Origin of the sequence: Planctomonas deserti (genome assembly GCF_003067705.1) — a bacterium.
Classification (GTDB): domain Bacteria; phylum Actinomycetota; class Actinomycetes; order Actinomycetales; family Microbacteriaceae; genus Planctomonas; species Planctomonas deserti.
The window spans coordinates 265,759-290,645 of sequence record NZ_QANL01000001.1; the positions used below are offsets into that span (position 1 = coordinate 265,759).

Sequence of the window (24,887 nt, forward strand, 5' to 3'; positions counted from 1 at the left end):
TGACATGACGACCGACCCGCGCAGCGTGCTCGTGCCGTTCGGCGGCATGACGCCCGAGGTGCAGGACGACGCCTACGTCGCCGCGGGCGCCGTTCTCGTCGGACGCGTGCGCCTGGGAGCGTCGGCGAGCGTCTGGTTCAACGCCGTGCTCCGGGCGGACTCCGAGCCGATCACGATCGGCGACGGCTCGAACGTGCAGGACAACGTGAGCTGCCACGTCGATGCGGGGTTCCCGCTGACGGTGGGCAGGGACGTGTCGGTGGGACACAACGCCGTGCTGCACGGCTGCACCGTTGAGGACGGGGCGCTCGTCGGCATGGGCGCGATCGTGATGAACGGGGCCGTGATCGGCACGGGCTCGCTCGTCGCCGCGGGTGCCCTCGTGCTGGAGGGCACCGTGGTGCCGCCGGGGACGCTGGTGGCCGGCGTCCCCGCGCGGGTGCGGCGGGAGCTCACCGCCGAGGAGGCCGCAGGCATCCGCCGGAACGCGGCGGGCTATCGGGACCGCATCGTCGGCTACCGGGGCGATGGACCTCAATAGCGACCTCGGCGAGACGGTGGACGGCATGCCGACCGCCGACGACGCCGCGCTGTTCGCGCTGGTCACGAGCGCCAACGTGGCCTGCGGCTTCCACGCGGGCGACGAGCGGTCGATGCGGGACAGCTGCCGGCTCGCCGTCCGTCACGGGGTGGCCCTCGGCGCCCACGTGTCCTACGACGATCGCGAGGGCTTCGGTCGGCGGGACGTCGACGTGACACCCACCCGGCTGCGCGAGCACGTGCTGACGCAGCTCCGGGCGCTCGGCGAGGCGGCCGCGGAGTCCGGCGCGCGCATCCGCTACGTCAAGCCGCACGGCGCGCTGTACAACCGCATCGTGCACGACCGGGCGCAGGCGGATGCCGTGGCCGGCGCGGTGCGCGACTTCTCCCCCGGCCTGCCGCTGCTCGGGCTGCCCGGCTCGGCGATCGAGGCGGCGGCCGACACGGCCGGGTCCCCATTCTTCCGCGAGGCGTTCGTCGACCGCGGCTACCGGCCGGACGGCACGCTCGTGCCACGCGGGTCCGCCGGCGCCCTGCTCGGCGACGGCGACGGCATCACCGAGCGGGCGGTGCGGCTCGCGACGACGGGCCGGGTGCGCGCCGTCGACGGCACGGAGCTCGAGCTTCGCGTCGATTCCCTCTGCGTGCACGGGGACACGCCCGGGGCCGTGGACATGGCGCATTCGGTGCGCGCGGCGCTGATCGCCGCGGGCGTGCCGCTCACGGCCTTCGCCTGAGGAGCGGTCGTCGCCAGGTCCGGGCACCCGCATGGCGAGCACCCGGACCGACGGTCATCCCGTCGCGGGACTCAGGCCGTGCGCTCGGCGGCGGCGACGACGTTCGCGAGCAGCATGGCCCGCGTCATCGGCCCGACGCCGCCGGGCACGGGCGACAGCCAGCCCGCGACCTCGGCGACCGCCGGGTCGACGTCGCCGACGAGCTTGTGCTTGCCCAGCTCCTCGTTGAAGGTGCGGCTGATGCCGACGTCGAGGACGGCGGCGCCCTCCTTCACCCAGTCCGGCTTGACCAGCCCGGGCACACCGACGGCCGCGACCACGATGTCGGCGCGGCGCACCTCGGACGCGAGGTCGGGGGTGCGCGAGTGCGTGAGCGTGACGGTGGCGTCGATGCCCTTGCGGGTGAGCAGCAGGCCGAGCGGGCGGCCCACGGTCAGGCCGCGCCCGATCACGACGACGCGCGTACCGACGTAGGGCACACCGTTGCGCTTCAACATCTCCACGATGCCGGCCGGGGTGCACGGCAGGGGGAACGGGTCGACGAGGCCCGCGACGCGGGCATCCGGCGCGGTGACGTTGAGCACGAGCTTGCCGAGGTTCGTCGGATGCAGGCCGTCGGCATCCTTCGCCGGGTCCATGAGCTCGAGCATGGCGTTCTCGTCCATACCCTTCGGCAGCGGCAGCTGCACGATGTAGCCCGTGACGCTGGGGTCCGCGTTCAGCTCCAGGATGGCGTCGCGCACGTCCTGCTCGGACGCGTCGCCCGGCAGGTCGACGCGGATGGACCTGATGCCCACCTCGGCGCAGTCGCGGTGCTTGCCCGCGACGTAGGACACCGATCCCGGGTCGTCGCCGACGAGGAGCGTGCCGAGGCCAGGAACGATCCCCCGCTCGGCGAGCGCCTCGATGCGGCCCTTCAGCTCCGCCTTGACGGCCGCAGCCGTCGCGTTGCCGTCCAACCGCTCCGCGGTCACGCGACGGCTCCGGACGGGGTGAGCCCCGGGTAGAGCGGGAAGGAGTCGGTCAGCGCGGTGACGCGCTCGCGCTGGGCCGCGACATCGACGCCGGGCTTCAGGGTCTCGGCGATGATGTCCGCGACCTCGGTGAACTCCTGCTCGGCGAACCCGCGGGTCGCGAGCGCCGCCGTGCCGATGCGCACGCCGGAGGTGACCATGGGCGGACGCGGGTCGAACGGGACGGAGTTGCGGTTGACCGTGATGCCGACCTCGTGCAGCACGTCCTCCGCCTGCTTGCCGTCTATCTCGGCGTTGCGCAGGTCGGCGAGCACGAGGTGCACGTCGGTGCCGCCGGTGAGCACGGAGAGCCCCGCATCGGTGGAGTCCGCGGCGGTGAGACGCTCGGCGAGCAGCTGGGCACCCTGGATGGTGCGCTGCTGCCGGTCGACGAACTCGGGCTCGGCGGCGAGCTTGAAGGCCGTGGCCTTGGCCGCGATGACGTGCATGAGCGGGCCGCCCTGCTGTCCCGGGAAGACCGCCGAGTTCAGCTTCTTGGCGAGCTCGGTGTCGCGGCTGAGGATGACGCCGGAGCGGGGACCGGCGAGCGTCTTGTGGACCGTGGAGCTGACGACGTCGGCGAACGGGATGGGCGAGGGGTGCAGGCCCGCGGCCACGAGGCCGGCGAAGTGGGCCATGTCGACCCAGAGCGTCGCACCCACCTCGTCGGCGATGGCGCGGAACGCGGCGAAGTCGAGCTGGCGGGGGTAGGCGGACCAGCCGGCGATGATCACCTTCGGCCTGTGCTCGAGCGCCTTGTCGCGCACGACGTCCATGTCGATGCGGAACGTCTCCGGATCCACCCCGTACGCCGTCGCGTTGTACAGCTTGCCGGAGAAGTTGAGCTTCATGCCGTGGGTGAGGTGACCGCCGTGGGCGAGCTCGAGGCCGAGGATGGTGTCGCCGGGCTGAGCGATGGCGGCGAGCACGGCGGCGTTGGCCGACGCGCCCGAGTGGGGCTGCACGTTCGCGTAGGCGGCGCCGAACAGCGACTTCGCGCGGTCGATGGCGAGCTGCTCGGCGATGTCGACGAACTCGCAGCCGCCGTAGTAGCGGCGGCCGGGGTAGCCCTCGGCGTACTTGTTCGTGAGCACGGAGCCCTGCGCCTCGAGCACGGCGCGGGGGACGAAGTTCTCGCTCGCGATCATCTCGAGGGTGCCGCGCTGGCGCCCGAGCTCCTGCTCGAGCACGGCGGCGATCTCGGGGTCGACCTCGGCGAGGGACGAGACGAACGAGGTGGGGAGGTGGTCAACGGGCACGGAAGGCTCCTCAGCTGGCTTGGGCTTGCACTGGCACCGGGAACGTGCGGACCGCATCCTGCGGCCTGCATCGTTCTCGCCCCGCGGTGTCCGCGGGGGTGGGGGAAAGCGGCCCAGGCGTACGGCCGATCCGTGTCAGTCGCTCCCCGATGGTGACCCATCCGAACGCCAGTCGCGACGCCGCAATGCTACCAGCCGGTCCGCGCGGCCCGCCCTGTTCGCGCGGTTCCCGTCCGCTCATACCCGTCCTGTTCGCCGGGCTCATCCGACCCGACCCCGTTCACGTGTCCGCCCGTTCGCAATCCAGGCTCAGCTGCGACACGCCACAGTTGGACGTCTCGAAACGCGGCGTGTCGCAGCACGGCCTGAATTCGGAACGGTGTGGAGGAGGGTGGGTGCGATCGGACCGGTGCGGATCGGACCGGCGCGAAGATGGGGCGGTGGGGCGCGCCGGGCCGGCGTGCGTCAGGCGGTGCGGGCCTGGGCGCGGGAGGCGAGCGCGTCGGAGACGAGCACCACGGCGAGCGCGATCACCAGGATGGTGAGGTAGACGAACGGGATCGCCCGCAGGCCGAGCGTCTCGAGCACGATCGCCCCGACAAGGGCGCCGCCGCCGATGCCGATGTTGAACGCGGTCGTGAAGAAGGCGCTCGCGGTGTCGCGGATGCGGGCGGGCGCGATGTGCAGCATCCGCGTCTGCAGCAGGGCGGGGAGCCCGCCGAGCGCGAGGCCCCACAGCGCGAACGCCGGGATCGCGACGACCGGAACGTGGGGGAACGCACCGAGGAGGGTGATGGCGAGGATCGTCGCGCCGAGCGACACGACGAGCCCGACGCGGGGCCTGCGTCCGAGGTAAGCGCCGACGACGGCAAGGCCGACCGCGCCAGCGATGCCGTAGGCGAACAGCAGCGGGCTCACGGCGGCGTCGCCGAGCCCCGCCTCACGGGAGAGGAACGGGGCGATGTACGTGTAGAAGGTGTACTGCCCGACCATGATGACGCCGGTGATGATGCAGAGCAGCACGACGCCGCCGATGGACGGCCGGCGCCCGGCCGTGCTCGCGGCGACCTCCGGCGCGTCCGCGGCGGCGAGGTGGTCGACCCGGGGCAGGAATCGCCAGACGAGCAGCGCGCCCAGTGCGACCAGCCCGGCAAGCGCGCCGAACGTCGCGCGCCAGCCCAGCAGCTGCCCGAGGGCGGTGCCGAGCGGCACTCCGAGCACGAACGCGAGCGAGCCGCCGCCCAGCGTGATGGCGACGGCGCGGCCCAGCTGGTCCTTCGGCACGAGGTAGGAGGAGTACGCGCCCACGACAGCCCAGAACACGCCGTGCGCGAGTCCGCCGAACACCCGGGACGCCACGACGAGCTCGTAGGTCGGGGCGACCGCGGTGAGCAGGCTGCTCGCCGCGAAGACGGCGAGCACGCCCACGACGAGCGCGTGCCGGGGCAGCCGGCGGGTGAGGGCGACGAGCGGGGTGCTCGTGACGACGACGGTGAACGCGAACACGGTCACGAGCAGGCCGACGAGCGACTCGCTCACGCCGAGGTCGGCGCTCATCAGGGGCAGCAGTCCCGTGGGGATCATCTCGATGGTGACGTTGAGGAAGATCGCCACGGCGAGCATGCAGAGGCCGAGGTAGGGGAACGGGCGGGCAGCGGGCGCGGAAACAGGCACCGGCGCGGTGGTGGTCATGACAGGCATCCAGAGCGACTGGAACGGCGGGAGAGCTCCCGGGGCCGGCGAGATCCGCTCGACCAGCATCGATCCTACCGCCGACGGGCTGTGGACGGGCGAGATCGGCGGCGGGCGCCCGGGTTCCCGCGGCTCGCTCTAGCCACGGCGGCGGAGGCGCGTCCCGCCGAGCGCCTATCCTGTTCGGATGACTTCGCAGCCCTCGGCCATCACGCACTGGGTCCTCACGATCGTCTGCACCGACGAGCCCGGCATCGTGCACGCGCTCAGCGGGGCCGTGGTGCAGGCCCGGGGCAACATCACCGAGTCGCAGCAGTTCTCGAGCGCCGACACCGGGCGGTTCTTCATGCGCCTGCAGGTCGAGTCCGACGCGTCGCGCGAGGAGTTCGCGGGCGCCCTGGCCCCCGTGCTCGAGCGGTACGCCATGACCTGGCAGCTCGATATCGTCGGCCGGCCGCTGCGGACCCTCGTGCTCGCGTCGACGGCCGCGCACTGCCTGGGCGACCTGCTGTTCCGGCAGCGCACGGGGCACCTGCCCGTCGAGATCCCCCTCGTCCTCAGCAACCACGAGACCCTGCGCGACCTCGCGGGCTTCTACGGCGTGCCGTTCGAGCACCTCCACGTCACGGATGCGGCGAGCAAGGCCGCCATGGAGGAGCGGGTCATCCAGGCGGTCGAGGAGCACGACATCGAGCTCGTCGTGCTCGCCCGCTACATGCAGATCCTCTCGCCCGGGCTGTGCGAACGGCTGAGCGGCCGGGCCATCAACATCCACCACTCGTTCCTGCCCGGCTTCAAGGGCGCGAACCCCTACAAGCAGGCGCACGCCCGCGGCGTGAAGCTCATCGGCGCGACCGCGCACTTCGTGACGAGCGATCTCGACGAGGGCCCGATCATCGAGCAGAACGTCGTGCGGGTCGACCACTCCCGCACGCCCGCCGAGCTCATGGCGATCGGCCAGGACGAGGAGTCCCGCACCCTCACCCAGGCGGTGAAGTGGTTCGCGGAGAACCGCGTGCTGCTCGACGGGGCGCGCACCATCATCTTCCGCTGACGACACGGCCCGGGCGCCCTGCGGGGCCGGGGTTGCTCACTACGCTTCCCCCATGAGCCTCCTCGTCCACAGTGCCCGCAAGGTCGATGCGGAGGGCCACATCGACGACTTCTGGCTCGTCGCCGACGGCCTCACCATCACGGCGACCGGCACGGGCGACGGCTGGCGGAAGCACGCCGAGGGTGTGAGCCCGCAGAGCATCGTCGACGCCGGCGGGCACTGGCTCACGCCCGGCTTCCTCGACCTGCACGGCCACGGCGGCGGCGGGCACGCGTTCGACGACGGGCCGGCCGAGGTCCGCGCCGGACTCACCACCCACCGAGCGCGGGGAACGACGCGCTCCGTCATCTCGCTCGTCGCGAATCCGCTGGACGCGCTCGAGCGCAGTCTCGCCGGGATCGCGGACCTCGCCGAGCGGGACCCCCTCGTGCTCGGCTCCCACCTCGAGGGCCCGTACATCGCATCCCCCCGCCGGGGCGCGCACAGCCCGGACCACGTCCGCAGCCCCGAGCCGGCCGAGGTGGAGCGACTGCTCGCCGCCTCGCGCGGCACCCTGCGGCAGATCACGCTCGCGCCCGAGCTGCCGGGTGCGCTGGAGTCCATCGATGTGCTGACGGCGGCGGGGGTGACGGTGGCGGTCGGGCACACCGAGGCCGGCTTCGAGCAGGCGCGCGAGGCGTTCCAGCGCGGCGCTCGCCTGCTGACGCACGCGTTCAACGCCATGGAGGGCATCCACCACCGCAGTCCCGGGCCGGTCGTCGCGGCGATGGAGAATCCGCTCGTGACCCTGGAACTGATCCTCGACGGCCTGCACGTGCACCCGAGCGTCGCGCGGTTGCTGTTCGCGGGTGCGCCGGGTCGCGTGGCCCTGGTGTCCGACGCGATGGCCGCGGCGGGCGCCGCCGACGGCGACTACCGGCTCGGCGAGCTGGACGTCACGGTCCAGGACGGCGCCGCGCTGCTCGCCGGGACCGACACGATCGCGGGCTCGACCCTCACCCAGGACGCCGCGCTCCGGATCGCGATCACCGAGGTCGGCGTGACGCCGGAGGTCGCCGTGGCCGCCCTCACCCTCGCCCCCGCCCGGGCGCTCGGGCTGGAGGCGCAGCACGGCCTTCTCAAGCCCGGGCACGTCGCCGACGCGGTGCTCCTCGACTCGCGCTGGCACGTGCTGCGGGTGTGGGCCTGCGGGGCGATCATCCCCACCGACGAGTTCTGAGCGCCAGGGGTCCCGCCCCTTCGACGGGCTCGGGACCGCTCCGTCGACCGGACCGGGCGCCGGAGGGCTTCCCGCCTCAGGCTCCGTAGGGAATGCCGTTCACGCTCAGCGACTCCTCCGCGGCACCCACGAGCGCGGCCCCCACGGCCGCCGCGGGGAACTCCGCGGGCAGCACGCGAACCCGGCCGGGCAGCGCGGTGGAGGCCAGGAAGGGCGAGCCCTCCTCCCAGCGGGTGAGCACGGCACGCAGGTCGCGCAGGAGGTCGTCCCCGAGCGAGCTGAGCCCGCCGCCGATCACCACGGTCTCGGGGTCGACCGTGAGCACCAGGATCCGCACGGCGGCCGCGATGTGCTCCAGCAGCCGGGATCGCACGGCTACGGCGACGGGGTCCCCCGCCGCGGCCGCGGCGAAGAGCGCACGGGCCGGATGCGGGTCCGTGGTCGGCCACTGACGGGCGATGGTTGACCCGGACGCGACGGTCTCCAGGCAACCGCGCTGCCCGCACGGGCACACCTCGCCGTGCGGATCGACGGGGATGTGACCGATCTCCCCGGCCGCTCCACCCGCGCCCCGCCAGAGGCGGCCCTCGAGCACGAGCCCCGCGGCGAGCCCGGTGCCGAGATTGAGGTAGGCCATCGACGCCTCGGCGTCGACGCCGAGCAGGGAGTACGCGCCGAGCGCAGCAGCGTTCACATCGTTCTCCACGCGCACCGGCGCTGACAATCGGTCGGCGAGGGCCGGGCCCAGCGCCAGGTGCTCGAAGCCGAGGTTGACGGCGTGCGACACGGTGCCGGTCGCGGGCGAGACGGTGCCGGGGATGCCGACGCCGATCGAGACGAAGTCCGCGGGCTCGATGCCGGCGAGCCCCGCGAGACCCTGCACGGCGGCGACCGCGGTGCAGACGACGGCGTCCGCGCCGAATCCCGTCGGCAGGAGCAGGGAGTGGATCGGCGCGCCGGAGTCGTCGACGACGACCGCGTGCGTCTTGGTGCCGCCGATGTCCAGGCCCGCCCTCACGCCGCGGCCTCCCCCGAGAGCAGGGCCAGGAGCGCGCGGCCGACGGCCCGGCTCGCACCGAACGTCGCGACATCGGCGTACCGCCTGTCCTCGGCGGGCCAACCCATGTCCACGACGAGCACGTCCCGTCCCGAGCCACGCAGCTCGTCGATGGTGGCGGTGGCCCAGGGGAACAGGTGGAGGGACCGGCCGACCACGACGACCCGGGCGTCCGGAGACAGCTCGTCGGGCACACCCGGGGCGTCCTCCGCGACCGCCAGCACCGGCACATCCGACCAGTCGGACCAGCCGGACCAGCCGGACCAGCCGGCCTGCTCCTCCGCCTCGAGCTCGGCGAAGGGCCCCCACGGCGCCCGGCCGATGGCCAGGCTCGGGTGGCTGTCGACCCGGACGAGCACGAGCGGACGCTCTCCACGCGGGCCGAAGCCGGCGGCGAGCGCGGCGCGATCCGCCCCTGTCACGCTGCTCCGTCCGGCGCGGAAGGCGGCGACGAGCGCCGCGTCCCCTCGCGCCTCCTGCCTCGGATCGGGTTCCGGCGCCGCGACTACCGGGTCGGGCGCCGGCAGGCCGCGTGCCAGCGCGACGACCCTCCCCGCCGCGTCCGCCAGCCGCGCCTCGGTCAGCGCACCGGACGCGACGGCCCGCTCGACCGTCTCGACGATCTCCGCCAGTTGCGAGGCCGTGTTGCCCGTGCCGATGCAGAGCAGGTCGCAGCCGGCGGCGATCGCGCGCACGGCGGCGTGCGGGATGCCCGTGCCGCCACTCGCGCCGGCCATGTCGAGCGCGTCGGTGACGATCAACCCCTCGAAGCCCATGCGGCCGCGGAGCAGGCCGCCGAGCACCTCCCCGGACAGCGTCGCGGGATTCGCCGGATCGAGCTGCGGGAGGAGGATGTGCGACGTCATGATCGTCCGCACGCCCGCGCCGATCGCCGCGGCGAAGGGCAGGAGCTCGCGCTCGGCGAGCTCCTCGACGGAGCGGTCGACGACGGGCAGGGACAGGTGCGAGTCGTCCGCGGTGTCGCCGTGCCCCGGGAAGTGCTTGGCGCTCGCCGCGACTCCCGTGGCCTGCAGCCCGCGCACCCACGCCGCGGAGTGCCGCGCCACATCGGCGGCGTCCGCTCCGAAGCTGCGCACGCCGATCACCGGATTGTCGGGGTTCGAGTTGACGTCGACCACGGGCGCGAAGTCGAGGGTGCACCCGACCCGACGCAGCTCCTGACCGACCCGGCGGGCCACGGCCTCCGTACGCTCCTCGTCGTCGAGCAGGCCGAGGACGGCCGCGCCGGGGAACGGCGACCCCTCGTCGTAGTAGAGCCGGGTGACGTCGCCGCCCTCCTCGTCGATCGCGATGAGCGCGTCGGGATTCGCCGCCCGGACCGCGTCGGTGAGGGCGCGCAGCTGGTTCCGCGACCGCATGTTCTCACCGAACAGGCACACGCCGCCGAGCCCCTGCCGCAGCAGCGCGCCGACCCAGTCGGGCAGCTCCGTGCCGATGAACCCGGGGAGCAGCGTGCGCAGGACGAGCGCGCGGACGTCGCCGCTCATCCCTTCACCGCCCCGCTCACGAGACCCGAGGTCATGCGACCCTGCACGATCAGGAAGAACACGATGACCGGGATGGCCATGAGCGTCGAGCCCGCCATGATCGCCGCCCAGTTCGTCGTGGTGGTCGCCTGCTGGAACGTGCGCAGCCAGACGGGAAGGGTCATGCTCTCGGGGCGGGACATCACGACGAGGGCGAGGAGGAACTCGTTCCAGGCCTGGATGAAGCCGAACACGCCCGTCGCGACGAGCCCGGGGGCGAGGAGGGGGAAGGTGACCCGCCAGAACGCGCCCGACTTCGAGCACCCGTCGATCATGGCGGCCTCCTCGAGCTCGATGGGCACGCCGTTCACGAAGCCGCGCAGCGTCCAGATGGTGAACGGCAGCACGGTCGCGACGTAGACCAGGGTGAGGCCGGCAATGGTGTTGAGCAGCTGCCAGCCGTCGAGCACGCGGTAGGTGGAGATGATCATCGCCTCACCGGGGATCATCTGCACGACGAGGATGGTGAGCACGAACGCCCGGCGGCCTCGGAAGCGGAAGCGCGTGACGGCGAGCGCGGCGAGGAACGCGAAGATGAGGCACACGCCGACCGTGAGCAGCGTCACCGTCGCGGAGTTGGCGAGGGCGGGCAGGAAGTCCGCCCGACCGGCGCCGGACAGGACGGTCTCGTAGTTCCGCCAGGTGAACGTCGACGGGACGAAGTTCGGCACCAGCGTGCGCGTCTCGTTGTTCGGCATCAGCGACGTGTTGATCATCCAGTACACGGGGAAGACCGAGCACACGAACACGAGGACGGCGATGGCGCCGAGCAGCACGTCCACCGCCCTGCGGCGGCGCCGGGCCGGGGAGGACGGGCGCCGGCCTCCCCGGTCAGGCGGGGGCGCGAGCGGCGCTAGGGGCGCGGCGGTCGTCGTCACGATTCGTCCTCCTTGAGGGTGGCCCGTACGTAGTAGAGGGAGATGGCCAGCATCAGGATCACCAGCAGCACCGCGATGGCACCGCCCGTGCCGTACTCGCCACCCGCCAGCGAGGTCTGGTAGATGTACACGCCGATGGTCGACGTCTGCTCGCGGATGCCGCCGATGCCCTGCAGCGCGAAGATCTGGGTGAAAACCCGGAGGTCCCAGATCACCTGCAGCACCGTCACGACGAGGAAGATCGACTTCAGGTACGGGAAGACGATGAGCCGGAAGCGCGCCACCGGGCCGGCACCGTCGAGCTGCGCCGCCTCGAGCACCTCGTCCGGCACCTGTGTCAGCCCGGCGTACACGGTGAAGGCGACGAACGGCACCGACTGCCAGGTGATGATCACCGTGGCGACGAGGAAGAAGCTCAGCGGGTCGATGAGCCAGGAGTGATTCGCGAAGTCCGTGCCGGTCAGCACGGTGAGCAGGTGGTTGATGACGCCGAACTGGGTGTCGAACATCCAGCCCCACACGATGACGGCCGTGAGCGCGGGCATGGCCCAGGCGAGCAGCAGGCCGACGGACACGAGCAGCCGCAGGAACCGTCCCAGGCGCTGCATGAGCAGGGCGAGCAGGGTGCCGAGCGTCATGGTCGCCGCGACGTTCACGGCGCAGAACGCGAGGCTGCGGATCAGCACGGTCCAGAACGTGCTGTCGGTGAGCACGCGCACGTAGTTGTCGAATCCGACGAAGGGCGCCGGGGCGCCGAAGGCCTGCGCCCGCCCGAACTCCTGGAAGGACATGACGAGCAGCGTGACCAGGGGGTAGCCGACCACGACGATCAGCACCACAGCGGACGGCACGAGCAGAGCGGCGGGGGTGAGCCCGGCGCGCCGCCTCGCTCCGGATCCGCCGCGGGAGCCACGGGAGCCGCGGGGGCCGCGGGGGCCGCGGGATGACCGTCCGGAGTCCGGTCCGCCGTCGCGTCGGCCCGTCGGGCGGTCGGCGCGCAGCACGTCCTGGCCGATGGTCATGCGTCCTCGCTTCGTCGTCGTCGGTGGGGGTGAGGGGGCGGGAGGGGCCGTGGACGGGGAGCCTCCCCCGCCCACGGCTGCGCTCCCTCGCTCAGGAGTTCAGGATCTCCTCGATGCGGGCGTCGAGCTCCTCGGCGAGGGCGGCCACGTCGCCGCCCTGGGCCACCTTCACGAAGAAGTCCTGCAGGATGCCCGCCGCCTCGACGTCCGCCCAGCGGGGCGAGGCGGGCGTCAGCTTGGCGTTCTTCGCGGCCTCCGTGATGGCGGTGGCCGCCTCGTCCGTGCCGATCGTGCTCGCGAGCGAGACCTTCGCGGGCACCAGCCCCGCCTTCCCCAGGATGGTCTGGTACTCGTCGCTCAGCATGATCCTGAGGGCGTCGACGGCGAGGTCGGGGTTGGCGGACTTCGCCGCCACCGCGACGTTCGATCCGCCGGCGAACACCTGCGCCGCGCCGCCGTCCTTGCCGGGAAGCGCGAAGACGCCCAGGTTGGCCTCCTGGTCGGGGCAGCCGGGGGCGTCGGCGTCCGCCGGGGCGAGGATCGACCAACGCACCCAGCTGGGCGCCGACAGCTGAGCGACCGTGCCGGCGCAGTACGGCACCTGCGGATCCGTCTCGTTCCCGTCCTTCGGCGCGAGCGATGCCGTCGTCATGACCGTCTGCACCTGCTCGAGGCCGGCCTGCGACTCCGGCGAGGAGAACCCGCCGACCCACTTCCCGTCCTCCTCCGTGGCGATCTCGCCACCGTTCTCCCAGATGAAGGGGAGGGCGTTGTACCAGTCCTGGCCAGGGAAGTAGATGCCGGAGACACCCGGGTTCGCCGCGGCGAGCGCGACGCCGTTGGCGACGTACTCGTCGAGCGTCGTGGGGACGCTCAGGCCGGCGGCGGCGTACAGGTCCTTCTTGTAGAAGACGAGCCGGGCACCGGAATAGTACGGCGCCGCGTAGAAGGTGCCGTCGTACGTGCCGGCCTCGACGAAGCCGGGCAGGAGGTCGTCCCCGCCGAGCTCCTCGTACTCGTCGGACAGGTCGAGGAACGCGCCCGCGGAGGTGAACGCCGAGGACTGGGTGTTGCCGACCTCGACAACGTCGGGGCTGTCGCTGCCGGACAGGCTGGTCGTCAGCTTGTCGACGATGCCGGTCCAGCTCTGCTCCTCGATCGTGAGGGTCGAGCCCGGGTGCTCGTCCTCGAACGTGGTCTTCAGGTAGTCGCGGGCCTCGTCGGGGGTGTCCGTGCCGTTGAGCCAGACGCGGATCTCGGCATCGTCGCCGCCACCGCCTCCGCCCGTTCCGCCGGACGATGCCGCTCCGCCGGAGCATCCGGCGAGCGTGAGCGCTGCGGCGACCCCCATCGCCGCGAAAGCCAACTTCTTCATGTCGCTGTTTCCTTTCCTGGTGCGGGTGGGCGGGCGTCCGCGGGGAGCGGGCGCCCGGTCTTCACGAGACTCCGAGCCGGCCGGAGAGCACGAGGGCCGCGGCACCGCGCAGGACGATGTCCGGGCCGAGGTCGGTGGTGCGCAGCACGAGCTCGCTCGAGAACGTCTGCATGGTCCGTGCGCGGACGGTGTCGGCCGTCGACTGGAGGAGGGGCCCGGCCAGGAGTTCTTCGGGCCCGCTGAGCACGATCTCGGCGAGGTTGAGCGCGCCGACCACGGGCCCGAGCGCGATGCCGAGCCGCTTGCCCGCCTCCCGCAGCACCGCGTCACCGCGACGCTCGGCCTCCTCCGGGGAGCCGCCCTCCGTCCGGATGCGCGCGAGCTCGCCGGTGAGCCGCGGCTCGCTCAGCCAGGTCTCCAGGCAGCCCCGCTTGCCGCAGGCGCACCGCTCGCCGCCGTCTGTTCCGACGACGACGTGACCGATCTCTCCGGCGGCGTACCTGCTGCCGAACAGCGGTGAGCCGCCGAGCAGCAGTCCCGCGCCGACACCGAGACCGACACGGATGAGCATCAGATCGCTCTCGGCGCCGCCGAACGTGTGCTCGGCGAGCGCCGCCGCGTTCGCGTCGTTCGCGACGACGACCGGCAGGCCCAGCTCGAGCGACAGGTGCGACTGCAGGGCGACGCCGGTCCAGCCGAGGTTCGGGGCGCTGAGCACGGTGCCGGTGGGGTCCACGACGCCCGGCGTCCCCACGCCGACGCCGAGCACGGGCGCGGTCGCGAGAGCCGCGACTCGCCTGGCCAGCGTCACGACGGCGGCGAGGAGCTGCTCGCCCGCCGCGTCGCCGCGCTCGGCGTCTGCCCGGGCGACGACCAGGCCGTCGAGGTCGAGGACGGCGCCGCGCAGGACCCCGCGCTCCGACAGGTCGAGGCCGATGATCTGATGGCCGGACCGGTTCACCTCCAGAAGGGTCGCCGGCTTCCCCGGCCGGGATCCCTCGCGCTGTCCCACCTCGACGACGAGGGCGTCGTCCAGCAGTTCGGCGACGAGATCGGAGGTTGTGACCCGGGTGAGGCCGGTGCGCCGGGCGAGATCGGCGCGGGAGAGCCGCCCACCGCGGTAGAGGGTCTGCAGCACGAGCGAGCGGTTGTGCCCCCGCGCGTGCTCGGGCAGGAGCTTGACGCTCGGGCGGAGGGCGCGGCCTGGGGCGTACCGCGGCGCGGCGCCACCCCCGGGGGCGCTCGCCCGCGGGGTCCTCCCCTCACCCGTCTCCGTCGACGGCCGTGCCTCGGTCATGTTTGTTAGTAAAGCGTACGAACATATCCGGTGACAAGGATCATTTCGATCACGACGAGGGGGGCGGGCACCGTCCGGTGCCCGCCCCCCTGTCACTCGTTGGTGTCGGCTAGAACACGACCCAGACGTAGTCCGGGCGGCTGCTGGCCGCGGCGGTGGACGCGTCGCCCGCGTAGGACGCCGTCACCGCGTGCGCGCCGCGGCCGAGCTTCGGCAGCGTCACCGTCCCGCGCCCGCGGTCGTCGAGCGTCACGTCGAGCGTGCGCGAGCCGACCGTCACGGCGACGGTGCCGGTGGGCGCCGCGTCCGCGGAGCTCCTCACGACGATGGTCGCCTTCACCCGCTGCGAGGAGAGCGCGATGTGCCGGTCGAGGCGCACCCTCACCGTCGCGGCGTGCTTCACCGTCACCTCGGCCGACTGCGCCGTGCCGGCGGGCCGGCCCTCGGCGGTCGCGGTCACGACGACGGACAGCGCGGCGCCCTGGTCGGCGCCCTTCACGCGGTAGCTCGCCGAGGTCGCGTTCCGGATCGGCTCGCCGTCGGAGAGCCACTGGTACGCGTAGGTCAGGCCCTCGGTGTCCCACTGGCCCGGCGTCGCCCGGAGGACGCGCCCGACGAGCGGCGTGCCCGAGATGGTGGGCGGAGCCGTGGCGACCGGTGCCTGCGGCGTCGGCACCTCGTCGGCGGGACCGGACGACACGGTGACGGCCGTGGAGAGGCCGGTGTCGCCGTACTCCACGAGACCCAGGTACTCGGTCTCGGGGGCGAGACCGGTCCAGGACGCGGTGTAGCTCGCGGGGGTGCCCTGCACCCCGGCGAGGACCTGCGGCGTCACGGTGAAGGCGCCCTCGCCGCTGCCGGGCTGCAGCAGGAAGGAGCGGACGTCGAACGAGCCCGCGTTCTCCCCCGTTCCCTGCGCGTAGACGTCGACGACCACGACGTACGTTGCGGCGTCGGGCGAGGGGAGGTCGACCCGCTCGTCGGCCGCGCCGGTGGCGGCCGAGAACTGCGTCACGGGAGTGCCCTCCGCGTCCAGCTGCAGCACGTACAGGTCGAGGTCGCCGGTGTCGTCGGCGGCGTCGAGGCTGAAGCGTGCGAGCGACGTGCCCTCGGGTACGACGACCTCGTACTCGCGCTGGTCGCCCGTTCCGCCGGTGCCCGTGTAGGGCGACGCGGGGTCGTCGGCGTTCGCGATCTTCGTGCCCGCCGCGAGTCCGGACGCCTCGAGCGGCACCTCGCCGGTGCTGCCCGGCGTGACCGGGACGTCCACCGACCCGGTGATGCCCGTCCCCTCGACCGCGCCCGGTGCCGCGAGGGCGACCGGCTGCACGGCGACGGGGCTGCGCACCTCGGTGTCGCCGCTGGTCCAGGTAAGGGACCCCGTGGCGAACTCGTCGAGCGGGGCGTCGGTGCGCGTGAACGTGACCGTGTAGCTCTGCTCCTGGCCCGGCGCCGTGAACTCGAGCGTCGACGGGCTCACGACCGCATCCACGCCGGCGAGGCCGTCGACGTCCGCGGTGAACGTGCCCGCCTGGGTCGAGGTGACGGTGCGCGTGATCGTCTCACTTCCGGCGAGGGATCCGATGGCGATCGACGCGAGGTTCAGCTGGCTCGGGTCCAGGGGGTCGATGCCGAGGTCGTACGCCCCGACGCCCTGGATGTAGGCCAGCCAGTCGGCCTGGCCGTTGAGGTAGAGCAGTCCCGGCTCGAAGAACCGGGTCGGGTCGGCGTGCCCCGCGCCCTGGGCGAAGGGATTCGGGACCGCGGCGCCCTCGGCGTCGACGGTGTTGTACGCCGTCGTCATGAGTGCGGACTTGATCTCGGCCGGCGTCGCCGCGGGACGCTCGCCCAGGTAGAGCAGGGCGAGGCCGGCGACGTGCGGCGCCGCCATGGAGGTGCCGGAGAGGAACTCATACGTCCCCTCCTCGCCCTCGCGGTTGGGTCCGGCGGCGAGGATCGCGACGCCCGGGGCCGCGATGTCCGGCTTGAGGATGTCGCTGCCGTCGGCGAGCACCGGTCCGCGCGAGCTGAAGCCCGCGACCTGCGGCGTCGGCACGACGATCTCCGTTGTGTTGCCCTCGGAGAAGGTCACGGTCGCGCCGGGGGTGGCGGCGTACGCGGCGACGGCCTCGTAGTACTGGGCGTCGAGGTGCACGGTCGGGATGCCGTGGGCATCCGTGTCGACCGAGCCCGGGGTCGTGTTGACGAGCAGCATGCCGATGCCGCCCGCGTGGGCGACCTCCGCGGACTTCGCCACGCGGTCGACGACCCCGCGGTTGCACAGCACGATCATGCCGGCCGCCTTGGCCGGGTCGAGGGTGCCGGGGCCGCAGAGCTCGGGCGTCTCTGCGCCCGCCGCGGCGACGGATGCCGCCGTCACCAGCGGGCCGCTGAGGCGCTCGGTCACCGTGATGGACGCGCCGGGGAAGGCCTGGCCGTCGCCCAGCGTGGCCGTGGCCTCGTAGCTGGGGATGGTGCTCGCCGCGACGGTCGTGATCCACGGAGCCGCGTTGTCGAGCGTCGACGCGCCCGGCCCGGAGTTGCCCGCCGAGGCGGAGACGAAGATTCCGGCCGCCGCCGCGCCGAAGAAGGCCTCGTCGGTGGGCGAGACGGTCGTGGTGGCCGAGCCACCGCCGATCGAGAAGTTGATGACGTCGACACCGTCCTTGACGGCCTGGTCGATGGCGGCGACGAGGTCGGAGTTGGCGCAGCCGTCGTCCTCGCTGGACGCGTTGTCCGGTCCGCTCCAGCAGACCTTGTAGGCGGCGACCTTCGCCGCCGGGGCGACGCCGGAGATCGTGCCGAACGATCGGTCGAGCACGGTCGTCTCCACCTCGTGGTTGCCGGCGGCGGTGCTCGCGGTGTGCGAGCCGTGGCCGTCCCCGTCGCGCGGCGACAGGTACTCCCCCGTGCCCGTCGACCCGTCGCCGATGTTGTCCGCGCCGAAGCCGGCGACGAAGTACCGGGCGCCGATGATCTTGGTGCTGCAGTCATCCGCGCCGAAAGCCGGACCGGTCTGGCAGGCGCCGGTGAACGTGCCGCCGTCGGCCTTCTCGTAGAGGATCGCGTCGCCCGAGCGATACGGCTCGTCGCCGGCCGCCGTGCCGAGCGCGTCGCCCGCGAACGAGGCGTTCTCCGGCGCGATGCCGGTGTCGAGCACGCCGAGGACGATTCCCTCGCCCGCGGTCTCGGCGCCGCCCGTCTGGGCCCAGACGCCGTTCTCCCCCTCGAGGCCGAGGAACTCGGTGCTCGGGGTCGCGGTCACCTTGCGCAGCTCGTCGCGCTGGATGGATGCGACGTCGCGGCGGGTGCTGAGCTCCGCCGCCTGCTTCGCGGTCAGCACGGCCGTGAAGCCGTTGAGCGCGAGCGTGTAGGAGTAGTCGATCTCGGCGCCGACGCTGTCGGCGACGGCCTCCTGGGTCTCCTCGAGGTGCTCGCTGTAGTCCTCCGCGGGCGCCGAGCGGGCATCGAGCTGGGTGCCCTCCTCCGGCTTCGTCGCCTGAAGACCCGCGACCCCACCCTCGTAGGTCGCGACGGCGTCGTCGACGAGGGTGACGATGTACCGGCCGTCCTCGAAGGAGGTCGGCTGCTGGACGCCGGCGAAGGGCGCGGCGTTCGCGGCCCCTCCCGTGGCAACCAGCGCGCCGGCCAGGATCCCGGCCGCTGCGGTCGTGGCGACCGCCCTGCGGAGGAGTCCGGCCCGCCTGGGCAGAGGGGTGCCCAACCCGAATCGTGCGCTCACGTATGTGTCCTATTCAATGGGGGGTAGTGCAGGGGGTGAGCGCGGTCGGGTCCGCACACGAGGACCAACCTAACCCCGAATTTGCGCACGACGGAAACTCCGGTTTCCGCGATAGGACACATACCCGCACGGGGCGGGGCGCAGCAGAGGGCGCCGGCGATGCCGCCGGCGCCCTCCGTGAGGCGTGCCTACTGCCTCGTCGTGCTCGGCCCTACCGACCGCGCGGGACGCGCAGAGTGAGGATCTGGAACGGCCGCAGCGTCACCGTCGCTCCGCTCCGCACCGCCTTCGGCGTCTCGAGCGGCCGCTCGAGGAGGTCGGTCTCCACCGGCTCCCCCGCGTCGAAGCCGAAGGTCACGGTGGCGGTCGAGCGCGTTCCGGAGGCCTCGTAGAGCCGCACGATGACGTCGCCGCTGCGATCCTCGGCCAGCTTCACCGCTTCGACGAGGATGCTGCCCCCGGTCACCGAGACGAGCGGCGCCGGTACCTCCCCGCCGCGGGCGCGGCGCAGCGGCAGGTTGGCGCGGTACCCCTCGTATGCCGCGTCGAGAATGCCGGCGTTCGGTCGCACGCTCGTGCGGAAGGAGTGCGCGCCCTGGTCGGCGTGCGGGTCGGGAAACAGCGGCGCGCGCAGCAGGGACTGCCTCACGCGCGTCGTCGTGCCGCCGTCCGCGCGGGTGGTGCGGGTGATGTCGTGCCCGTAGGTCGCGTTGTTGGCCACCGCAACGCCGTAGCCCGGCTCGCCGACGTGCACCCAGCGGTGCGCGCTCGTCTCGAACCGCGCGGCGTCCCAGGACGTGTTGATATGCGTCCCGCGGTACACGTGACCGAACTGGATCTCCGAGGCCGCGCGGTCCGCGTGCACGTCGAGCGGGAACGCGAGCTTCAGCAGCTTCTGCCGCTCGTGCCAGTCCACCTCGGTCAGGATGTCGAGCGCGGCCGCGCCCGGTTCGAGCACGATCGTCTGCACGATGGTCGACGCCCCGACCGTGTGCTCCACGCGCACGCCGCCCTCCGTCACCGTGACCGAGGTCGGCTCGCGCAGGTCGACGCCGTGCCGCTGGTAGTGCACGTCGATGTCCCACGCGTCCCACTGGTTCGGGGTGTCGCGGAAGATCTGCAGCAGGTTGCCGACGTCCCCGGCGGGGATCGCCTCGCGGCCCGATGCGCGGTCCACGAGAGAGACGAGGAGGCCGCCCTCGAGCACGGCCGTGATCCGCTCGTTCTCCAGGACGACGCGGCCGCCCTCCTCGCGCACGCGCGCAGGGGCCGGGGCGGAGCCGGAGTTCGCGCCGAGCGCGGGCACCCCGTCGATCGCGAAGGGCCCGGCGTTGAACGCCAGGTCGGCGTCCCCGTCCCCGGCGAGCGCCGCGATCGCGCCCTCGATGAGCGCGGTCAAGGATCGCTCGACCACGGCGTAGTTCTCCTCGGCCACCTTGTAGACCCAGGCGATGGAGGTGCCGGGCAGGATGTCGTGGAACTGCTGCAGCAGCACGGTCTGCCAGGCCGCCTCGAGCTCCTCGTACGGGTAGTCGGCGCCGCGGAGGACGGTCGCCGCCGAGCACCACAGCTCGGCCTCGCGCAGCAGGTGCTCGCTCCGCCGGTTGCCCGCCTTCGTCCTGGCCTGCGAGGTGTAGGTGCCACGGTGGAACTCGAGGTACAGCTCGCCGGACCAGACCGGCGGGTTGGGGTAGTCGCGCTCGGCCTCCTCGAAGAACGCCCGCGGCGTTCCGAGGCTGACGGCGGGCGACCCCTCGAGCGACCGGGTGCGCTTCGCCGCCGCCAGCATCTCGCGGGTGGGGCCGCCGCCGCCATCGCCGAAGCCGAACGGCACGAGGGACACGTTGGACGCGCCCTTCTCGGAGTACTGCCGCTGGGCGCGCGCCAGCTCGTGCCCGGACAGCACGGAGTTGTAGGTGTCGACCGGCGGGAAGTGCGTGAAGACGCGCGTGCCGTCGATGCCCTCCCAGTCGAACGTGTGGTGCGGCATGACGTTCGTCTCGTTCCAGCTGATCTTCTGGGTGAGGAAGTACCGCGACCCCGCCGCCGCCACGATCTGCGGGAGCGCCGCCGTGTAGCCGAAGGAGTCCGGCAGCCAGACCTCGAGCGGCTCGATGCCGAACTCGCGCTGGAAGAACCCCTTGCCCGCGACGAGCTGACGGGCGAGCGCCTCGCCGCCGGGCATGTTGGTGTCCGACTCCACCCACATGCCGCCGACGGGCACGAAGCGGCCCTCGATCGCGCGCTCGCGGATGCGCTCGAAGAGGTCGGGGTAGTACTCCTTCATCCAGGCGTACTGCTGGGCGGACGAGCAGGCGAACACGAAGTCCGGGTCCTGCTCCATGAGCTCGAGCACGTTGGAGAACGTGCGGGCGCACTTGCGGATCGTCTCGCGCACGGGCCAGAGCCAGGCGGAGTCGATGTGCGCGTGGCCGACGGCCACCACCCGGTGCGCCGACGCGTACGCCGGCTTCGCCAGCACCCCCTCGAGCTCGGCCCTGCCCGCCCGCGCGGTTCCGCTCACGTCCTCGGGGTCGACGGCGTCGACGACCCGCTCGAGCGCGCGCAGGATCTCGGCCTTGCGGGGCAGGTCGTCGGACAGCTCGTCGAGCAGCCCGATCAGGGTGAAGAAGTCCCGGTCCAGCTCCCAGACCGGCTCGTCGAGCAGCGCGACGTCCGCGCGGCGGAACACGTAGATCGGGTCGGTCCCCGCGGTCTCGAGGTCGCCGACCGCCGTGGGCGCGAACCGCCAGTCGCTGCCGACGTCCGGGTTCGACGCGGCCTCGACGTAGAGGTCGATGTCGCCTCCCGGGCCGACCGGAACCGGCACGTAGGCGTTGAACGGTTCGATGGCCTTCACGATCGAGCCGTCCGGCCGGAACACCAGGCCCTCGGCCTGGAACCCCGGCTGCCCGGAGAGGAAGCCGAGGTCGAGCACGACCTCGATGCGCGCGTCGGACGCGTCCCAGTCCGCGGGCACCGTGCCGGTGATGTGCAGCCAGGTCGTGCCCCACGGCCGTCCCCAGGGCCGGCCGACCCCGAACTCCTCGTACGACTGGCCCACCGCCTCCGCGAACGGGACCGGCTCGCCCGGCACCTCCCACGCCGTCACCGTGAGCGGCGCCACGGACCGATGGATGGCGGGCAGGATGCGCTCGCTCTGGAACCGCTGCAGGCGGCGCAGGACGAGGGGCGAGTCGTTGTGCATGGTTCTCCTTCTGGGCGGCGACGATCGCCGCCCGAGCGATGTGCGGGTGCGGTGCGCGGTGGTGTGGTGGTCGAGTGCGGTGGACGGATCAGCCCTTGACCGCGCCGGCGAGTGCCGACGCGCCGCCGAGGCTGCGCGAGACGAGGACGTAGAGGGCGAGTACGGGCACGGAGTAGAGGAGCGAGAACGCGGCGAGCTGGCCGTACGCCACGGATCCGTACTGCCCGAAGAACGAGAAGATCGTCACGGCCGCGGGCTGCCGGTCCGGGCTCAGGAGCAGCACGAAGGGCACGAAGAAGTTTCCCCACGCGCCGATGAACACGAAGATGAACACTACGGCGAGACCCGGCCGCATGAGCGGGATCACGATCGTCGTGAGCGTCTTCAGCATCGATGCCCCGTCGACCCAGGCCGCCTCCTCGAGCGTGATGGGCACGGAGTCCATGAAGTTCTTCGCCATGTAGATGGCCATGGGCAGGCTCGATGCGGCGAGGAACAGGATCGTGCCGGGCACGCTGTCGATGAGGTTCAGCCAGACGAACAAGCTGTAGACGGGCACCATCATCGCCGTGACCGGCAGGCAGGTGCCGAACAGCACCCCGTACAGGAACGGCTTGTTGATGCGCATCCGGTAGCGGGACAGCGGGTACGCCGCGAGCACGGCGGCCGCCACCGTGAGCAGGGCGCAGCCGAGCGAGATCACGAGGCTGTTCGCGAGCGGCACGAACGCCAGGTCCGGCGTGAGCACCGTCGTGAAGTTGTCCAGCGTGAACGCCTCCGGCCACTTGACCGACAGCGTCGCGCTCGTGTCGACCGACGCGAGCAGCAGCCACACGAGCGGTAGTGCGAACGCGACGAGCACGAGCAGGAGCACGCCGTTCGACGTGGCCCGGAGCACGCGCTGGCTCGGTGAGGTCATGCCCATGTCAGTCCACCTCCGGACGGAGTGCGCGGATGTAGACGAAGGAGAACAGGGCGCCGACGACGAGCAGGATCGTGGCGATCGCCGTGCCGAAGCCGAGCTGCGAGAACTGGAACGCCTCCTGGTACGCGAGGATCGGCAGGGTCGAGCTCTCGGTGCCCGGGCCGCCGCCCGTCATGACGAAGATGAGCGTGAACACCGACAGGGTCTGCAGGGTCGTCAGCATGAGGTTCGTCGTGATGCTGCGGCGGATCATGGGCAGCGTGATGAAGACGAGGCGCTGCCAGCCCCGCGCCCCGTCCACCTCGGCGGACTCCGTGATCTCCTGCGGCACGTCGTGCAGCGCCGCGGAGTAGACGAGCATCGAGAAGGCGGTGCCGCGCCAGATGTTGGCGAGGATCACCGACACCATGGGCAGGTTGAAGAGCCAGTTCGGGCCGTCGATGCCGACGAGCCCCAGCATCGAGTTCAGCGTGCCCGTGTCGTTGAAGAACGCGTACGCCGCGAAGGACGCGACGATCTCGGGCAGCACCCACGCGGTGACCACGAAGGTCCCGACGAGCGCCCGGACCACCCGGTGCGCGCTCCGCATGAGCAGGGCGAGCGCGAGCCCGAGCACGTTCTGCCCCACGATGGCGGACGCCACAAGGAACACGAGGGTGAGCAGCACCGACTTGGGGAAGTCGGGGTCGGAGAACAGCTCGAGGTAGTTGTCGAAGCCCACGAAGGACGCGCCCTGCGCGGCGGAGCCGGTGAGGGAGGCGTCGGTGAGGGACCCGTAGAACGACCAGATCACCGGTCCGAGCAGGAACACGCCGAGCAGCACGACGGCGGGGAGGAGCGGCAGTGCGCGCGTGGCGCTGCGCCGGGCCGTCGCACCGGGGCCCCGGGTGCGGGGAGGTCGCCCTCCCCGCACCGGGGTCCCGGGAACGGCCGGCGACGGGATCGTCGTCGTCATCGCGTCACTTCGCGTCGACCGTGTTCTCGTCGCCGACGATGCCGCGGACGGCCTCGTCATAGACCTCGGCCGCCTCTTCCGGCGTCTGCTGGCCGGTCATGACCGACTCCATGGCCACGGTGATCGCGTTGCTGATCTGCGCGTAGTCGCTAGTGGCCGGGCGGAAGTGGGTCACCTCGACGATGTCCGAGAAGAACTTGAACGACGGGTTCGCCTCGATGTACGCCGGGTCCTCCGACACGTCGCTGCGTACCGCGATCTGGCTCGCCGCGATGTCGTAGCTCTGCGAGTTCTCCTTGTTCAGCGCGAGGCTGATGAAGTCCCACGCCGCGTCGGGGTTCTTGGTCTTCGACCCCATGGCGAGGGTCCAGCCGCCGGACATGCTCGTCGCGCCCGGCTCCTGCCCCTCCTGAGTCGGCATCGGCGCCTGCGACATGACGTCGTTCCACTCGGGCCACGGGTTCGTGCCGGTCTCCAGCCAGGTTCCGCTGAGCCACGAGCCGTCGAGGTTGATGGCCAGCTTGCCCTGCGGGAGCCACTCGCCCGCCACAATGGTGCCGACGTTCTTGTCGAGCGCCTGCTCCGGTGTCGGGCCGAGCTCGCCCTGGTACACGTCCCGGATGAAGCCGAGCGAGTCGGTGAAGCCCTTCGACCCCGTGACCCACTTGCCGTCCTCGTAGAGCGTGTCCTCGGTGCCGTACAGGAGCATCTCGAAGCCCTGCATCGTGGCGGCCTCACCCTGCGCCTTGCCGGAGTACACGTTGAGCGGGATGACGTCCGGCAGCGCGGACTTGATGGTCTCCGCCGCGGTCAGCACGTCCTCCCAGTTCTTCGGCTCCCACGGCACGGCGATGCCGGCCTGCTCGAACAGCTGGGTGTTGTACCAGAGGGCGCGGGTGTCCGTGCCCATCGGGATGCCGTAGATCTGGCCGTCGTCGCCGACGCCCGCCTCCTTGGCGTTGTCGTAGAACATGTCCCAGTCGTCCCACTCGGCGACGTAGTCGTCGAGCGACGCAAGGTAGCCCGCGTCGACGTCGGACTTGACCATGAAGGTGTCCTCGTACATGACGTCCGGCGCCGTGGAGGCCGACCGGTTCATCAGGGCGAGCTTGGTGAAGTAGTCGTTCTGCTGAGCCTCGATAGGCACGAGCTCGACGGTCATGCCCTCGTGCTCGGCCTCGAAGTCGGCCTTCACCTGCTTCATGTGGTCGTCGAGCTGAACGAAGTTGCCGAACTTCTGGTAGGCGACCTTGATGGTGTCGGACTCGCCACCGGCGCCGCCACCCCCTCCTCCGCCGCAGCCGGAGAGGACGAGGGTTGTCGCCGCCGCAACGGCGACGAACGCGGGAAATCGCTTCATGGTGCTC

At 72.1% G+C, this 24,887-nt stretch carries 19 protein-coding genes and 1 riboswitch; of the genes, 5 read left to right on the forward strand and 14 right to left on the reverse strand.

Annotation, left to right across the window (positions count from 1 at the left end):
• Positions 1 to 4 precede the first annotated feature (4 nt).
• Both DAI20_RS01210 and DAI20_RS01215 read left to right on the forward strand, forming a co-directional pair.
• Positions 5 to 541, forward strand: a complete 537-nt coding sequence (locus DAI20_RS01210) for a gamma carbonic anhydrase family protein (protein ID WP_108248764.1) — start codon at positions 5 to 7, stop codon at positions 539 to 541.
• On the forward strand, positions 528 to 1,277 hold the full coding sequence (locus DAI20_RS01215; protein ID WP_108248765.1) for a LamB/YcsF family protein: 750 nt from the start codon (positions 528 to 530) through the stop codon (positions 1,275 to 1,277). The genes DAI20_RS01210 and DAI20_RS01215 overlap by 14 nt, the downstream gene beginning before the upstream one ends.
• Before the next feature lie 71 nt (positions 1,278 to 1,348).
• Here the strand turns inward: DAI20_RS01215 and DAI20_RS01220 are convergent, their stop codons facing one another.
• The 3 genes from DAI20_RS01220 to DAI20_RS01230 form a co-directional block, all read right to left on the reverse strand.
• Positions 1,349 to 2,251 (reverse strand): bifunctional methylenetetrahydrofolate dehydrogenase/methenyltetrahydrofolate cyclohydrolase, encoded by a 903-nt coding sequence (locus DAI20_RS01220; protein ID WP_108248766.1) that lies wholly within the window; start codon positions 2,249 to 2,251, stop codon positions 1,349 to 1,351.
• Positions 2,248 to 3,549, reverse strand: coding sequence for a serine hydroxymethyltransferase (gene glyA / locus DAI20_RS01225; RefSeq protein WP_240605812.1), 1,302 nt, complete (start codon positions 3,547 to 3,549; stop codon positions 2,248 to 2,250). The genes DAI20_RS01220 and glyA overlap by 4 nt, the downstream gene beginning before the upstream one ends.
• 104 nt (positions 3,550 to 3,653) lie before the next feature.
• Positions 3,654 to 3,735, reverse strand: a riboswitch (ZMP/ZTP riboswitch).
• 279 nt (positions 3,736 to 4,014) lie between these two features.
• A complete protein-coding gene (locus tag DAI20_RS01230; RefSeq protein WP_108248768.1) occupies positions 4,015 to 5,241 on the reverse strand; it encodes an MFS transporter in 1,227 nt (408 codons plus the stop codon).
• Between DAI20_RS01230 and DAI20_RS18370 the strand changes: the two genes are divergently transcribed.
• The 3 genes from DAI20_RS18370 to DAI20_RS01240 are packed head-to-tail and all read left to right on the forward strand — an operon-like array spanning position 5,240 to position 7,514.
• On the forward strand, positions 5,240 to 5,383 hold the full coding sequence (locus tag DAI20_RS18370; RefSeq protein WP_159084870.1) for a hypothetical protein: 144 nt from the start codon (positions 5,240 to 5,242) through the stop codon (positions 5,381 to 5,383). The genes DAI20_RS01230 and DAI20_RS18370 overlap by 2 nt on opposite strands.
• Before the next feature lie 45 nt (positions 5,384 to 5,428).
• Positions 5,429 to 6,295, forward strand: a complete 867-nt coding sequence (gene purU, locus DAI20_RS01235; RefSeq protein ID WP_108248769.1) for a formyltetrahydrofolate deformylase — start codon at positions 5,429 to 5,431, stop codon at positions 6,293 to 6,295.
• Between the two features lie 52 nt (positions 6,296 to 6,347).
• Positions 6,348 to 7,514, forward strand: coding sequence for an N-acetylglucosamine-6-phosphate deacetylase (locus tag DAI20_RS01240; protein WP_108248770.1), 1,167 nt, complete (start codon positions 6,348 to 6,350; stop codon positions 7,512 to 7,514).
• A 76-nt stretch (positions 7,515 to 7,590) separates the two neighbouring features.
• Here the strand turns inward: DAI20_RS01240 and DAI20_RS01245 are convergent, their stop codons facing one another.
• From DAI20_RS01245 to DAI20_RS01295, 11 genes are all read right to left on the reverse strand, one after another.
• The gene (locus DAI20_RS01245) at positions 7,591 to 8,532 is read right to left on the reverse strand and encodes an ROK family protein (protein WP_108248771.1); all 942 of its coding nucleotides are present in this window, start codon (positions 8,530 to 8,532) and stop codon (positions 7,591 to 7,593) included.
• The gene (gene nagZ / locus DAI20_RS01250; RefSeq protein ID WP_108248772.1) at positions 8,529 to 10,079 is read right to left on the reverse strand and encodes a beta-N-acetylhexosaminidase; all 1,551 of its coding nucleotides are present in this window, start codon (positions 10,077 to 10,079) and stop codon (positions 8,529 to 8,531) included. The genes DAI20_RS01245 and nagZ overlap by 4 nt, the downstream gene beginning before the upstream one ends.
• Positions 10,076 to 10,996, reverse strand: coding sequence for a carbohydrate ABC transporter permease (locus DAI20_RS01255; RefSeq protein ID WP_438501970.1), 921 nt, complete (start codon positions 10,994 to 10,996; stop codon positions 10,076 to 10,078). Before DAI20_RS01255 ends, nagZ begins: the two co-directional genes overlap by 4 nt.
• On the reverse strand, positions 10,993 to 12,018 hold the full coding sequence (locus DAI20_RS01260; protein WP_108248773.1) for a carbohydrate ABC transporter permease: 1,026 nt from the start codon (positions 12,016 to 12,018) through the stop codon (positions 10,993 to 10,995). The genes DAI20_RS01255 and DAI20_RS01260 overlap by 4 nt, the downstream gene beginning before the upstream one ends.
• A gap of 91 nt (positions 12,019 to 12,109) precedes the next feature.
• Positions 12,110 to 13,393: an extracellular solute-binding protein gene (locus DAI20_RS01265; RefSeq protein ID WP_108248774.1), complete on the reverse strand. Its 1,284-nt coding sequence runs from the start codon at positions 13,391 to 13,393 to the stop codon at positions 12,110 to 12,112.
• A 61-nt stretch (positions 13,394 to 13,454) separates the two neighbouring features.
• Positions 13,455 to 14,690, reverse strand: a complete 1,236-nt coding sequence (locus DAI20_RS01270; RefSeq protein WP_108248775.1) for an ROK family transcriptional regulator — start codon at positions 14,688 to 14,690, stop codon at positions 13,455 to 13,457.
• A gap of 109 nt (positions 14,691 to 14,799) precedes the next feature.
• Positions 14,800 to 18,432, reverse strand: a complete 3,633-nt coding sequence (locus DAI20_RS01275; protein WP_108248776.1) for a S8 family serine peptidase — start codon at positions 18,430 to 18,432, stop codon at positions 14,800 to 14,802.
• A 211-nt stretch (positions 18,433 to 18,643) separates the two neighbouring features.
• Positions 18,644 to 21,640 (reverse strand): alpha-mannosidase, encoded by a 2,997-nt coding sequence (locus DAI20_RS01280; protein ID WP_108248777.1) that lies wholly within the window; start codon positions 21,638 to 21,640, stop codon positions 18,644 to 18,646.
• Positions 21,641 to 21,728: 88 nt separating this feature from the next.
• Positions 21,729 to 22,559, reverse strand: coding sequence for a carbohydrate ABC transporter permease (locus tag DAI20_RS01285; protein ID WP_438501977.1), 831 nt, complete (start codon positions 22,557 to 22,559; stop codon positions 21,729 to 21,731).
• 7 nt (positions 22,560 to 22,566) lie between these two features.
• The gene (locus DAI20_RS01290; protein ID WP_108248779.1) at positions 22,567 to 23,520 is read right to left on the reverse strand and encodes a carbohydrate ABC transporter permease; all 954 of its coding nucleotides are present in this window, start codon (positions 23,518 to 23,520) and stop codon (positions 22,567 to 22,569) included.
• Positions 23,521 to 23,524: 4 nt separating this feature from the next.
• Positions 23,525 to 24,880, reverse strand: a complete 1,356-nt coding sequence (locus DAI20_RS01295; protein ID WP_108248780.1) for an extracellular solute-binding protein — start codon at positions 24,878 to 24,880, stop codon at positions 23,525 to 23,527.
• Positions 24,881 to 24,887: the final 7 nt, after the last annotated feature.